A 12,970-nucleotide genomic window follows, 5' to 3' on the forward strand; every position below is an offset into this window, starting at 1 on the left:
GTCGGCCGGTGTGCCAAGGGGCAGGGCGGGGGCGGGAGGGGCGCGGCGGTGCTCACAGCAGCTCCTCGATCGTCCGCCACACCTCGTCCCAGTGGTCCGTCAGATACATGTGGCCGCCAGGGAACTCCGCCGTCCGGAAGGCGGCCGAGGTGAACGCCGACCAGTCCCGCCACTCGTCGAGGGGCGCCAGATGGTCGGCGTCACCGCGGAGGGCGGTGAGCGGCAACGGCAGCGGGGTGAGCGTCGCGGGGGTGTAGTCGGCCAGCAGGTCCACGTCGGCGCGCATCGCCGGCAGCAGCAGCGACCGGGCCAGTGGATCGGCGAAGATCTCGATCTCGCGGCCCGCGATGGCGGCGGCCTGGGCGGCCGCGACCTCGTCGTCGGGGTCGAGCCGCTCGGCCTGGCGGTGCCGCGGGCTGGTCGAGCCGCTCACGACGAGGTGGGACGGGAGCGGGCCCCCGGTCGCCACCAGGTGCTGGACGGCCTCGTAGGCCAGGATCGCGCCGAAGCTGTGCCCGAAGACGACGAACGGTTCCTTGCCGGCCGCCGCCCGGAAACGCTCGGCGGTGCCGGCCGCGGCCTCGGCCATCGTCCGGTAGAACGGCCGGTTGAACTCCTCCTCCCGGCCCGGCACCTGCACGGGCACCGCACGCAACACCTCGGACTCCTGGCGCCGCCAGGGACGGTAGACGCCGGCTCCCGCTCCGGCGTAGGGCAGGCACATCAGCGTGGTCGTCATGCGGGACCTTCCGGGACGAGGGGGTGCGGTGGGGCGGATTCGGGTGCCAGCAGGGCGAGTTGGGCACGGAAGGCGTCCGTCAGATCGGCGAGGGGGGGCGCCCAGGCACCGGTCGTCGGCGCCTGGACCACGCACTTCAGGGTCCCGTCGGGCAGCTCGCACACCTGGAGCTGGACCTCGGCGACCGCACCCACCGGCGGTACGGGGACGGTGTGCATCCGCACCGGACCCGCCGGATGCTCGACCCGGCGCCAGCTCTCGAAGGCGAACACCGCCTGGAACACCGGCATCCGGCGGCCCGCGACGGTACGGGCGGCCCGCACGATCTCCTCGCAGGGGAGCGCGGAACCCAGGATGGTCTCCCGGACCGAGGCCCAGACCCGTTCGACCGCTCCGGGCGCGGACAGCTCCGGCATCCGGACCGGCACGGTGTTGATCAGACAGCCGAGTTCGTCCTCCTGCCCGGCGGAACGGGCGACCACCGGAGTGCCCACGCAGAAGTCCGCACCCCCGGTGAGCCCGGCCAGCGCCCTGCCGTACGCGGCCAGCAGCACCACGAACGGGGAGCAGGCGCGGCGCCGGGCCTCGGCGCACACCGCCTGCCAGACGGCGGGCGGACAGGCGGTCCGCCGCTCCGTGAGGCCGGCCCGGGCCAGGGCGCGCTGGCCCGGCGCCGGCCCGTCGTCCGGAACGGGCAGGTCGGCCGCGCCCGCCAGCACGGTCCGCCAGTGCGCGGCGAGTTCGGTGCGCCGGGCGGCAGCGGGCTCCACGGGCGCCGGCCGCTCCCGCACCGGCAGATCGGGTGTCCGGCCCTCGGCGGCCAGGCCGTACGCCCGGGCCAGATCGGTGGCGAACACCTCCTGGGAGAGACCGTCGAAGGCGATGTGGTGCACGGCGAGGAAGACCGTGGCCCCCTCGTCGTCGGGGGCGATCGCGGCGCGGTGCACCCGGCCCGCGGCGATGTCGAAGGTGTCCGCACCGAGCAGCGCGGCGGCCGCGCCCGCGAACCCGGTGCCGGCGGCCAGGCGCAGCGGCGGCTCGGCCACCGGCTCGGCGAGGACGGTGCGGACCACCTGTCCCCGCTCGATGACGAAGGCGGTGCGCAGCGACTCATGACGGCGGGCGACCGCGGACAGTGCCGCATCCAGCGCGGCCGGATCCACCGGGCCGTCGGCGCGGACCTCGGCGAGCACCCAGTTGGCGGGGCTCGCCGGGGCGATCTGCTCACCGAGCCAGAACTGCCGCTCCAGCGCGGAGGCCGGCTGCACCCGCAGCACCGTGCGCTCAGTCACGGGCCAGCTCCTTGTCCGTGCCCGCGGCGCCGTCGCCGTCGGCGGCCTCGGACGGCTCCGTCAGGTTGTCCATCTCCCGCAGCGCACGGTTCCGCAGCGACACCAGGACCAGCACGACATAGGTCGCGCCGAAGGCCAGCAGGGTCCAGCGCAGCCCGATGCCGTGGATCGCCCAGCCGGCCACCAGGATGCCGATCGGCGCGGCGCTCATCGCGACGGCCGAGGTGAGCGCGAAGACCCTCCCGAACAGGGCCTGCGGCACCTTGTTGAGCATCACCGTCGACAGCACCGGGTTGAGCGGTCCGGCGGCCAGGCCCAGCAGGAACGAGATCGCGATGGACAGCACCGCGCCCGGCTGCCCGCCCAGGGCCAGCCGCAGCCCCCCGATGACGAGGAAGGCGCCCAGCAGCGTCCAACGGCGGCTGGTCAGCAGCCGCTTGCTGGCGGGCCCGTAGAGGAACGTGCCGGCCACCGCGCCGCAGCCGGAGGCGGCCACCAGCCAGCCGAGGTACTGGCCGCCGCCCAGCACCTGGTCCGAGTAGACCGGCAGGATGACCGGCGTGAAGGCGTCGTCGAGGAAGTTGGTGACGAAGACGAACGAGGTCATCGCGCCGATCACCGGCAGCTGCTTGACCAGCCGGAGGCCCTCGGTGAGCTGCCGGACGAAGCCCTGCCGCTCGGCGGCCGGAGCCACCGGCCCGCCCGGTACGGCCACCCCGATCAGCAGCGCGGAGAGCAGGAAGGTCGCGGAGTCCACGTACATGCCGATCACCGGACCGGACACCGCGGCGAGCAGCCCGCCGAGCGGCGCACCGACCAGCAGACCGAGCCGCGGGGCGCCCTGCATCCAGGAGTTGGCGCTCTCCAGCCGCACCCCGGCCCGGTCGGCGAGCCCCTTGAGCAGGCTCTGCCGGGCGGCACCGGTCGGTGTCGAGCCCAGGCTGCGGACGAACAGCAGGCCCATCAGCACCGGCAGGGCGAGCCCCACCGTGTCGTTGAGCAGCGGAATCAGCCCGATGACGGTACCGGCGAGCAGATCGCAGAGCACGCTCATCCGCTTGCCGCCGATGCGGTCGATCCAGACCCCGCCGACCGCGCCCGCGAAGATCAGCGGCAGCGTGTTGGCGAAACCCGCCAGACCGGTGGAGACGGAACTGCCGGTGACCCCGAGCACGTACAGCGGGATGGTCACCACGGTCACCGCATTGCCGAACGACGACAGGTAGTGGGCCAGCAGCAGGACCACCAGCGGCCGGCGTGCCGGCGTCGTCGCACCGGTTCCGGGGGGTGAGGTCATCGAATCTCCTGTTCCGCACGGCGCGTGCTGGCGAAGAGCTGCTCCAGGTACTCCTCCGAAACCCCGGCCCGCCCCGGGACGTCGGCGTCCGCGAGGCCGGTCGGTGCCAGCGGGTTGCCGCGTCGCAGCAGCAGCTCGGTGAGGGCGGAGAGGGTGGTGTGCTCGGTGATGTCCCGGGGCCCGGCGGTGAAGCCCCGCGCCGTCAGCAGCCGGACGAGCCGCACCGCCAGCAGCGGGGTGCCGCCGCGGCCGGCGAACTCGTCCTGCGGGTCCGCGGAGGGCACGTCCAGCGCCTCGCACCACGCCGCGGCCACCAGCTCGGCGGCGCGCCCGGCCGGGCTGCCCAACGGGGTGTCGGGCGAGGTGGCGAAGGCCTCGACCAGCTGCAGCAGCCGCCGAGCCAGCCGGTCGATGGTCTCCGGCTCGAAGAGCGCGGTCCGGTACTCGAACCGCCCGTAGACCAGGTCGCCCAGATGCCACCAGGCGACCGTCGCGTCCATCGAGGAGATCCCCTCGGGCACCGCGTTGGCGTAGACGGTGGCGCCGGGCACCGAGTACGACACCGTCTCGGCGAGGTCGAGATGGACCAGCATGGTCCGCAGCAGCGGATAGCCGTGCACCGACCGCTCGGGGGCGACGGCCCGGACGATCTCGCCGAACGGCGTCTCGTGGTGCTCGGCGACGGCGGCCCCGGCGGCCTGGGTGGCGGCCATGAAGTCGTGCGGGGTCGGGTTCTCGGGCACCCGGATCCGCAGCGGCACATTGGTGAGCAGGAAGCCCACCAGGTCCTGGACGGCCGGTTCGCTGCGGGTCACGCTGGGCACGCCGAGGAGGATGTCCCGCTCGCCGCTCTCCTCGTACAGCAGCGCCACGTAGACCGCGGCCATCGCGTTGGCGACCGTGCTGCGGGCCTGCTTGGCGCGGGCGATGAAGGCCGCGGCGGTCCCCTTGTCCAGGACGAAGTTGTACTGCCGCCCGGTGCGGTCCTCGGTGTCGTCGGAGTGGTCGTAGGGCAGCAGCGGCCGGTCCGGGAGGTCCGCCAGATAGCTGCGCCAGAACGCCCGGTGACGCTCACCGTGCTCGCTGTCGAAGTACTCCCGCTGCCACTGCGCATAGTCGCCGAACTGCACCGGAAGTACGGGGAGTTGAGGCTCGCGGCCCTCGCGGACCGCCCGGTAGGCCTCCAGCAGCTCGCCGTTGAGCCGCACGTAGGACCACTGGTCGGTGAAGGAGTGCGGCATGGTCTGCACGATCTGGTGGTCACCGCCGCCGAGGTCGGCCACCCCGATCCGCAGCACCGGGTCACGGGCCAGGTCGAACGGTCGCCGGACCTGCTGCCGGATGAACTCCGCCCGGCGGCGTTCCCGTTCGGCGTCCGGCCCGGCCGAGAGGTCGGTGAAGGTGAGGTCGGCGCCCCGGTCCGGGTGCAGCCGCAGCACCGGCCCGGTGCCGTCCGTCTCGATGGCCGAGCGCAGCAGTTCGTGCCGGCCCACCACGACGGCCACCGCCTCGGTGAAGGCCGCCCGGTCGAACTCCCCGAGGAAGCGCAGCCCGAACCCCAGGGTGTAGGTCGTGGTGCCGGGATAGAGCTGGTCGAGGATCCACAGCCGCTCCTGGTCCATGCCCACGGGGAAGGTGTCCCGCGGCCCGGGCCGGGGCCGCAGCGGGCGCTTGCCGGAGCGCTGCTGCGACAACTTCGCCAGGAGGGCGGCGCGTTTGTCGGGGTCCAGCGCGGCGAGCCGGGCCGCGAGCGCCGACTCGGCCCCGCTCATCGGGCCCGCTCCGCGGGGAGGCAGCCGAACAGGGCGGGCAGCGCGGCCAGGACGTCGTCGGTGGGCAGCCCGAAGTCCACCAGGAACCCGACCTCGTCCGCGCCCGCGGTACGCAGCAGACCGAGCACCTCCGCGGCCTTGCCGGGCGAGCCCAGCAGCGAGGGACCCTGCAGGAAGTTGAGATAGGCGCTCTCCAGCAGCACCGTCTCGTCCTCGCCCGGCCCGGTCGTCTGACTGCGGTAGGCGCGCAGATAGCCGTGCATCGCGGGACGCAGATAGTCCTCCAGATCGGGCCGGTCGCTGACGTAGGCGTGCACCATGACCACCACATCACCGTCCCCGGGGTGCCCGGCCTGCCGCCAGGCCGCACGGTAGCGGGCGATGTTCTCCCGCAGCACCGGCAGCGTCTGGCCGAGCAGCGCGGTCATCACACCGCAGCCGGCCCGCCCGGCCGCCTCGAAGGTCTCGCCGTGGCCGGCCGAGGTGAGCCAGACCGGCAGCTCCGGCTGCACCGGGCGGGGACCCGTACGGACCTCGGCCGTGCCGCCCGCCGTGGTCGGGTGGCGCAGCGTCTCGCCCCGCCAGTGCGCCCGCACCTGCTCGATGATCCGCAGGGTGTCCGCACGCCGATCGGCGTAGTCCGTACGGGCCAGCACGAAGTCGTCCGGGTGCCAGCCGCTGGCGAACGAGATACCGGCCCGGCCGTCCGACAGGTTGTCGACCACCGACCAGTCCTCGGCGATCCGGGCCGGGTGGTGCAGCGGCGCCGCCACGCTGCCGGCCCGGATCCGCAGCCGTTCGGTGCGCACGGCGACCGCGGCGGCCAGCACCGACGGGTTCGGCGAGTGCCCACCGAAGTCCACGAAGTGCCGTTCCGGCAGCCAGACGGCATCCAGCCCGGCCGCGTCCGCCCGCTCCGCCGCTTCGAGGACGAAGCGGTAGTACTCGCGCGCCGGGACCGTGTCCGCGCTGGCGAAGAAGTACAGGCTCTGCCGGGCGGGCGCACCGCCGGCCGCCCCGTCCGTGGGCGGGGTACCGGTACGGGCGGCCCGGCGCCGCATCTCCTGGCCGAGGACGCGGCGCTGTTCGGGCGTCAGGGCCGCCAGCCGCTGGGAGAGGTCGCTCACTGGACACCCTCGATCTCGTCGAGCAGCCGCAGGAGTTCGGCGTCGTCCCGTGCCGCGGCGAGCTCCTCGGCCCGGCGGATGAAGGAGCCGAGGTCGGAGTGCTCGTAGAGGTCGCCGAGCGCGACACCGAGCAGCAGCGTGTCGTTGACCACCGTGAGCAGCTGCGCGGCCTGCAGCGACGTACCGCCGAGGGTGAAGAAGTTGTCCGACGGGCCGAGCGGTTCGCCGCCGAACGCCTCCTGCCAGATGGCGGTGATCGCGGCGGCGAAGTCGCTGCCGGTCTCCTCGGTGTCGTCCGCCGGGGGCGACGGTTCCTGCGGCGGTGCCGGCTCGCGGAGGACCGCGGCGGCGGTGGCGGGCCGTTCGTGGGGCAGCGCCCCCGGTGTCGCCTCGATCCAGTGCCGGGTGTCCGCGAACGGGTACCGCGGCAGCGGAACGGGGGAGGTGACATGTGGCAGGTCGAAGTCGACCGGGCAGCCGGCCGCCCAGAGACGCGCCAGCGCGTCCTCGTGGGCCTGCGACGCATCCGCCTCGGAAGGGCCGAGCAGCTCGATGATCTGCGGCGGGTGCACCATGCCCAGCAGCCGGGCGGTCTGCCGTACCGGGTTGGTCAGCGCCCGGCCGCCGTGGATGCCGACGACCGCGGCGGGCCGGCCCGCCAGCAGCGTCCGGACCCCGTCGGCCAGCCGCACGGTCCCGCGCAACTGCCCTGCCCAGTAGGCGGGGTCGGTGGCCTGCTCGGCGGTCAGCTCCGCGCCGGTGAGGTTGGAGAGGACGGTCAGCCGGGGCGCCGACAGCGGCACGGTGGCGAGGAACTCCCCGAACCGGGCGGCGGCCTCCTCCATCGCTCGGGAGTGGAAGGCGTGCGCGGTCTCCAGCCGTCGCGCGGTGAGCCCGCGCCCGGCGCAGCGCCGCTCCAGCTCGGTGACCGTGTCCGGGGCGCCGCCGAGCACCGTCGTCTCCGGGCCGTTGACGCCGCAGACGTCGGCGGGCAGCCCGGCGGCGAGGTCGCGGGCGGCCTCCTCGTCCAGCGGAACGGCGAGCATCGCCCCGGCCGGGGCCCGGCCCATCAGCTCCCCGCGCCGCACGACGGCCGCCGCGGCGTCCTCGATGCCGAACACCCCGGCGTACGCGGCCGCGGTCAACTCGCCGACGCTGTGGCCGAGCAGCGTGCCCGGCCGTACGCCCCGGCGTTCCAGCCGCCACAGGTGCGCCAGGCCGACGACGAAGAGCAGCGGCTGCACCACCGAGGTGTCCAGCAGCCGCGGGTCGTCGCCGGGCCATGTGTCGAAGCCGCGCAGATCGGGACCGCCGGCCCGCAGCACGGCCGCGGACAACCGTTCCAGGTCCGCACCGAAGCGGGGATCGTCGGCGGCCGACGCACCGGTACCCGTCAGGCGGATGCCCTGGCCGGGCAGCATCACGGCCACCGGTGCGTCCGCCACGGCCGGTGGCGTGTCGGCCCGTTGGGCGGTCTCCAGCAGCCACTGCCGCAGCCGTTCGCGGGCGGCGGCCGGATCGGTGGGCAGGGCGACGGCGGCCCGGTGGGCGAGTTGTCGCCGGCCGTGCCACAGGGTGCCGAGCACGCCGGGGAGGGCGGCCCGCGCACCGGGGCCGTCGAGCCAGTCGGCCAGGTCCCGGGCCTTGTCGCGCAGGGCCTGCGGGGTCGCGGCCGAGAGCACGGCGACCGGCGTCCGGACGTCCTGGGCGGCGGGTTCCGGGACGGGGTCGGCGGGGGCGAGGATCACATGTGCGTTGGTGCCGCCGAAGCCGAAGGAGCTGACCGCGGCCCGGCGCGGGACCTCGGTGCTCCAGGTCGCGGCCGCTCGCGGCAGGAAGAACCGGGCCGCGCCGAGGTCCGCGTCCGGGCCGTCGCCCGGCTGGGAGGCGACCGGCAGGAGCAGGTCGTGCTGGAGCGCCAGCACGGTCTTGATCAGGCCGAGGACCCCGGCCGCGCTGTCGGTGTGGCCGATGTTCGGTTTCACCGTGCCGATGGCGCAGCGGGGGGCGGCGGTGCCGGTGCCGTAGACCTCGGCCAGCGCCGCCAGTTCGACCTGGTCGCCGAGGACGGTCCCGGTGCCGTGCGCCTCGATGTAGCCGATGTCCGCGGGGGAGAGGCCGGAGACCTCCAGGGCCTCGCGGAGCACCTCGGCCTGGCCGCGCGGACTGGGCGCGGTCATGCCCATCCGGTCGGCGCCGTCGTTGTTGACCGCGCTGCCGAGGATGTGCGCACGGGCCCGGCCGGGGCCGTCGGCGAGGTCGGCCGACCGGCGCAGCACCACGATCCCCGCGCCGCTCGACGGGACCGTCCCCCGGCTGCCCACGGTGAAGCTGCGGCAGCGGCCGTCGGGCGCGTAGATGCCGCCCTCGGGCCCGTCGTGCTCGGGGCGTTCGACCGGGAAGACGGTGATTCCGCCCGCGATCGCCACATCGCATTCGTAGGTGAGCAGGCTGCGCACCGCCTGATGGACGGCGACCAGGGAGGTGGAGCAGGCCGTCTGCACGGTCATGCTCGGGCCGGTGAAGCCGAGCCGGTAGGAGAGCGCGGTGGCGAGGAAGTCCCGCGAGTTGCCGAGCATGATCTGCTCGGTGCCGTGGGCCCGTACGGTCCGCTCGTCCGGCAGGACGTTGCGGTGCAGATAGATGTCGGGGCCGCCGCCGATGAAGACGCCGACCCGGTTGCCGGCGCGCTGGGTGTCGAGGCAGGCGTCCTCCATCGCCTCCCAAACCAGCTCGGCGATCACCCGGTGCTGGGGGTCCGTCAGCGCCGCGTGGGCGGGTGCCATGCCGAACAGCTCGGCGTCGAACTCGGCGAACCGGTCGATCTGCCCGCTGAGCAGTCTGCCGTTGCCGGCCTGTTCCCCCCTGGCCGCCGGCAGCGCGACCTCGCCCCGGGAGAGTCGGGACAGGAAGGTCTCCGGATCCGATGCGCCGGGGGCCCGCAGGGACAGACCCACCACGGCCACGGCATTGTCCAGCTCCGTCATGCCGGTTCTCCTTCCAGTGCGTACGAGCTGTTCGGTTGCGGTCCGCCCGGCGGGGACGGCAGCGGCGGCGTCATGCGTCCGTCCGCGGGGCGAGCGCGGCCGCCAGCCGGCGGGGGGTGGAGTTGCGGAAGATGTCCCGCAACCGGATCGCGGGGTAGTTCTCCTCGCGCAGGGCGGTGGCCAGCAGGACCGCTTGTACGGACGTGCCGCCGAGGTCGAAGAAGTTGTCGTCGGGGGCGACGGGCACCTCCAGGACCCGCTGCCAGAGGGCGGCCATGGCGGCCTCGGCACCCATGGGCGCGGCGGGCTCGGGTGCCGTGGGACGCTCCGCGGGGCGTGGGTCGGGGAGCCGTGCGGTGTCGAGCTTCCCGTTGGCGGTGAGGGGGAGTTCGGGCACCGCGGTCAGGGTGGCGGGCAGCAGATAGCCGGGCAGCCGCTCGGCGAGCCGCTGCCGGATGTCCGCCAGCACCCCGGCGGCGTCGGTGTCGGTGTCGGTGTCGAGGACCACGTAGGCGTCGATCCGCGCGGTCGCCGGACCGTCGGGGGCCCGGACCAGGGAGGCGGCCGCCCGGACCCGGTCGTCCTCCAGGAGGGCGTGCCGGATCTCGCCGAGCTCGATGCGGTGCCCGCGGATCTTGACCTGGTCGTCGCGCCGGCCGAGGTACTCGATCTGCCCGTCGGGCAGGAACCGGCCGAGGTCGCCGCTGCGGTAGAGGCGGGCGCCGGGCGTTCCGGTCAGATGGTCCTCGGTGAAGCGTTCGGCGTTCAGGTCCGGGCGGTCGAGGTAGCCCTGGGTGACCCCGGCGCCGCCGACCCAGATCTCGCCGGGCACGCCGGGTGCCGCCGGCCGCCCCCGGTCGTCGAGGACGTACAGGTCCCAGCCGGGGATCGGCCGCCCGATCGAGCGGCTGCCGCGCAGCGCCTCGGCGCGGTCGACGGGGTGCCAGGTGCAGAACACCGTGGTCTCGGTGATCCCGTACATGTTGACGGGCCGGCAGACGTCCTCGGGGTAGCGGGCGAACCACGGCACCAGGACGCCCCGGTCGAGCGCCTCGCCGCCGAAGATGACCAGGCGCACCGCGAGGCCGCCGGCAGCGAACGCCTCGGCGTTCACCAACTGGGCGAACGCCGAAGGGGTTTGGTTGAGGACCGTCACGCCCTCGGCGCGCAGCAGCTCGTGGAAGGCCTCCGCGTCGCGGGAGACGTCGTAGGGGACGACGACCAGCCGGCCGCCGGTGAGCAGGCACCCCCAGATCTCCCAGACGGAGAAGTCGAAGGCGAGCGAGTGGAAGTACGACCAGACGTCGTCGGGGCCCGGTGCGTACTCCTCGCGGGTCGCCTCGAGCAGGGCGGCCACGTTGCGGTGGCTGACCAGGACCCCCTTCGGGCGGCCGGTCGAGCCGGAGGTGTGGATGACGTACGCGGTGGACTCCGGGTTCACGGCCGGCAGGGGTGCCCCGGGGTCCTCGGGTGCGGCGTCCGGCGCGATCCGGTGCAGCCCGGGGGTGTCCGCGAGCAGTTCGCCCTCGGTGATGACGGTCCGCAGGCCGGTGTCCTCGATGACGAAGGCCAGCCGCTGCGGTGGGTAGTCGGGGTCGAGGGGGACGTAGGCGGCGCCGGCCCGGAGCACCGCGAGCACGGCGGCGATCTGCCCGATGCCCCGGTCCAGGCAGACCCCGACCCGGTCACCGGGGCGGACCCCGGACTCCACCAGTGCGCTCGCCAACTGCCGGGAGCGGTCGTCGAGTTCGCGGTAGCTGGCGTGTTCCCCCTGGCAGACCACGGCGGTGCGGTCGGCTGCCTCGCGTGCCTGGCGGGCGAACAGCTCGGTCAGTGCCACCGGTGGGCCCGTGAGCGGTGTGCCCCGTTCGGTGGCGAGCAGGGCGGTGAGCTCCTCGGCGGGGAGGGTGTCCACCTCGTCCAGGCGCCCATCGGGCCGTTCGGTGAAGTGGGCGAGCACAGCGATCAGTTGGCGGAAGAAGAGGGCGGCGGCCGCCTCGGTGACCAGGGCCCGCTGGTGGCGCAGCAGCATCCGGATCCCGTCCGTGCGCCCGTGCTCCTGGTACAGGCCGAGGGTCAGCGGGAAGTGGGCGGTGCCCAGGCCCTGGTCCTCGTGCGGGACCGCGCGCCGGTCGCCTTCGCGCAGCTCGGGCAGGGTGTCGATGGCCGACACCACCAGCTGGGGCGCGGTGAGGCCGGTCCCCGGCAGTACCGAGGACAGCGGCAGGTCGGCATCGCGGTACGCCTGCACCCCGCGCTGGTGCACCTCGCGCAGGAAGTCCGCCACCGTGGTCCGCCCGTCGAGGAGGACCGGGACGGGTGCGGTGTTGTTGAAGTACCCGACGGTGTCGGCCTGCGCCGGTGAACGTCGCGAGACGGTGGTGCCGATGACCGGGCGGGTGGCGCCGGAGTTGCGGCCGAGGACCAGGGCGGCCGCGGCGAGGACGGCCGAGTAGGGGGTGACCCCCAGGTCGGTGCCGAGGTCGCGGAGGCTCCGGTGCAGCTCGGCGGGGAGGAACGCTTCGGCGACGCCGCCGGTGGTGGGGTGCGCGTCGCCGGAGCCGGGCGCGTCGCCGGCGGGGCCCGCCCACTCCAGGGAGGGGACGACATCGGCCGCGGTCAGCTCGGCCCGGATCTCGGCCGCGCGGCCGGCCCGTTGCGGCAGCCGGTCGCGGGCCGCGGCCGCCCAGTCGGCGTAGGAGGTGGTGGGCTCGGCGGCCCGGTCCGTCAGGAGGGCGCGGGCGAGCAGTTCCATGGACCGGCCGTCGACCACGAGGTGGTGGGCGACGAGGACGAGGTCGGCGGTGTCCGGCGCGTACCGCAGCAGGACGGCGCGGCACAGCGGGCCCTTGGCGAGGTCCAGGGGCCGGGTCAGCTCCTCGCGCACCCGCAGGCGGGCGCCGGCGCCGTCCGGTTCCTCCGTGACGCGTACGGACTGCAGCTGCGGCGGGTTCGGCGCGGTCTCCAGGAGCCACGCTCCGTCGTCCTCCACCACGCGGGAGGCGAGCACCGGGTAGGTCTCGGTCAGCCGCGCGAAGCGCTCGGCGAGCAGCGGTCCGTCGGCCGGCCCGGTGATCCGGTAGACGCAGTTGACGAGATAGGTCGAGGGGTCGTCGGCGGCCTGGTCGGCGGTGTAGAGGTCGATCTGATTCGGGGCCAGTTCCCAGCGCACGTCAGCTCCCGGTGCCGTCGGCCGTGAGCAGGCGGGCGATCGCACCGGCGCCGTCGGCCTCCAGGACGTCGAGGTACTCGACCTCGCGGCCGGTCAGCTCGTAGAGGCGACTGGTCAGCAGGACCGCGCGGAAGGAGTCCCCGCCGTTCTCCAGGAATCCTTTGCCGAGATCAGCGCCAGCCCCGAGGATTTCCCTCCAGAGATTCTCCGCCACATCAGCCGAATTATCGGAAGAGGGCAGGGAGGGGTCAGCATTGAATTCCATTGAACAGCCCCCGAATTCTATGAGTCCGAATTCCCCGCTTCTGCGCCACGTTGCGTCACGGGGCGTGTCACTGGGGGGTGGTCGGCTCCATCCAGTTTTCACGGCCGCAGGGCTCAATTACCCGCCTCAACGGTTTGGTTGACGCTACAGCGCCATCGGGAAGTTGATCAATGTGAGGTAGATCACAATGTCGTCTCAGGCATTCTTGTTGAATTCCCGCGCGCGGTGTGCGGTGGCCCCGAGAATTCTTCTTGACAAGGCCAAACCGCCTCCATAACCTGGCTCGACCAATTTCCGGTACGGATTTCAGTCGGGGGGC

General features: G+C 74.0%; 8 protein-coding genes. All 8 read right to left on the reverse strand.

All coding sequences use genetic code 11. The features are described from left to right. Positions 1–52: 52 nt before the first annotated feature. Positions 53–739 (reverse strand): thioesterase II family protein, encoded by a 687-nt coding sequence (locus tag ACFV1J_RS00810; RefSeq protein WP_385855027.1) that lies wholly within the window; start codon positions 737–739, stop codon positions 53–55. Next, positions 736–2,031: a condensation domain-containing protein gene (locus ACFV1J_RS00815; RefSeq protein ID WP_385855028.1), complete on the reverse strand. Its 1,296-nt coding sequence runs from the start codon at positions 2,029–2,031 to the stop codon at positions 736–738. Before ACFV1J_RS00815 ends, ACFV1J_RS00810 begins: the two co-directional genes overlap by 4 nt. Further along, complete coding sequence (locus ACFV1J_RS00820) at positions 2,024–3,328, reverse strand: MFS transporter (protein ID WP_385855029.1); 1,305 nt, start codon at positions 3,326–3,328, stop codon at positions 2,024–2,026. Before ACFV1J_RS00820 ends, ACFV1J_RS00815 begins: the two co-directional genes overlap by 8 nt. Further along, on the reverse strand, positions 3,325–5,100 hold the full coding sequence (locus ACFV1J_RS00825) for a condensation domain-containing protein (protein WP_385855030.1): 1,776 nt from the start codon (positions 5,098–5,100) through the stop codon (positions 3,325–3,327). The genes ACFV1J_RS00820 and ACFV1J_RS00825 overlap by 4 nt, the downstream gene beginning before the upstream one ends. Next, positions 5,097–6,227, reverse strand: coding sequence for a MupA/Atu3671 family FMN-dependent luciferase-like monooxygenase (locus tag ACFV1J_RS00830; protein WP_385855031.1), 1,131 nt, complete (start codon positions 6,225–6,227; stop codon positions 5,097–5,099). The genes ACFV1J_RS00825 and ACFV1J_RS00830 overlap by 4 nt, the downstream gene beginning before the upstream one ends. Then, positions 6,224–9,214 (reverse strand): type I polyketide synthase, encoded by a 2,991-nt coding sequence (locus ACFV1J_RS00835; RefSeq protein WP_385855032.1) that lies wholly within the window; start codon positions 9,212–9,214, stop codon positions 6,224–6,226. Before ACFV1J_RS00835 ends, ACFV1J_RS00830 begins: the two co-directional genes overlap by 4 nt. A 70-nt stretch (positions 9,215–9,284) precedes the next feature. After that, positions 9,285–12,386 (reverse strand): amino acid adenylation domain-containing protein, encoded by a 3,102-nt coding sequence (locus tag ACFV1J_RS00840; RefSeq protein ID WP_385855033.1) that lies wholly within the window; start codon positions 12,384–12,386, stop codon positions 9,285–9,287. 1 nt (position 12,387) lies between these two features. Further along, the gene (locus ACFV1J_RS00845; RefSeq protein WP_385855034.1) at positions 12,388–12,600 is read right to left on the reverse strand and encodes a phosphopantetheine-binding protein; all 213 of its coding nucleotides are present in this window, start codon (positions 12,598–12,600) and stop codon (positions 12,388–12,390) included. Between the last annotated feature and the right edge of the window lie 370 nt (positions 12,601–12,970).

Source organism: Streptomyces sp. NPDC059649 (genome assembly GCF_042734445.1).
In the GTDB taxonomy this organism is placed as follows: domain Bacteria; phylum Actinomycetota; class Actinomycetes; order Streptomycetales; family Streptomycetaceae; genus Streptomyces.

Coding starts and splice junctions, on each gene's coding strand:
- ACFV1J_RS00810 (WP_385855027.1), bottom strand. CDS start 739: ATGACGACCACGCTGATGTGCCTGCCCTACGCCGGAGCGGGAGCCGGC.
- ACFV1J_RS00820 (WP_385855029.1), bottom strand. CDS start 3,328: ATGACCTCACCCCCCGGAACCGGTGCGACGACGCCGGCACGCCGGCCG.
- ACFV1J_RS00825 (WP_385855030.1), bottom strand. CDS start 5,100: ATGAGCGGGGCCGAGTCGGCGCTCGCGGCCCGGCTCGCCGCGCTGGAC.
- ACFV1J_RS00835 (WP_385855032.1), bottom strand. CDS start 9,214: ATGACGGAGCTGGACAATGCCGTGGCCGTGGTGGGTCTGTCCCTGCGG.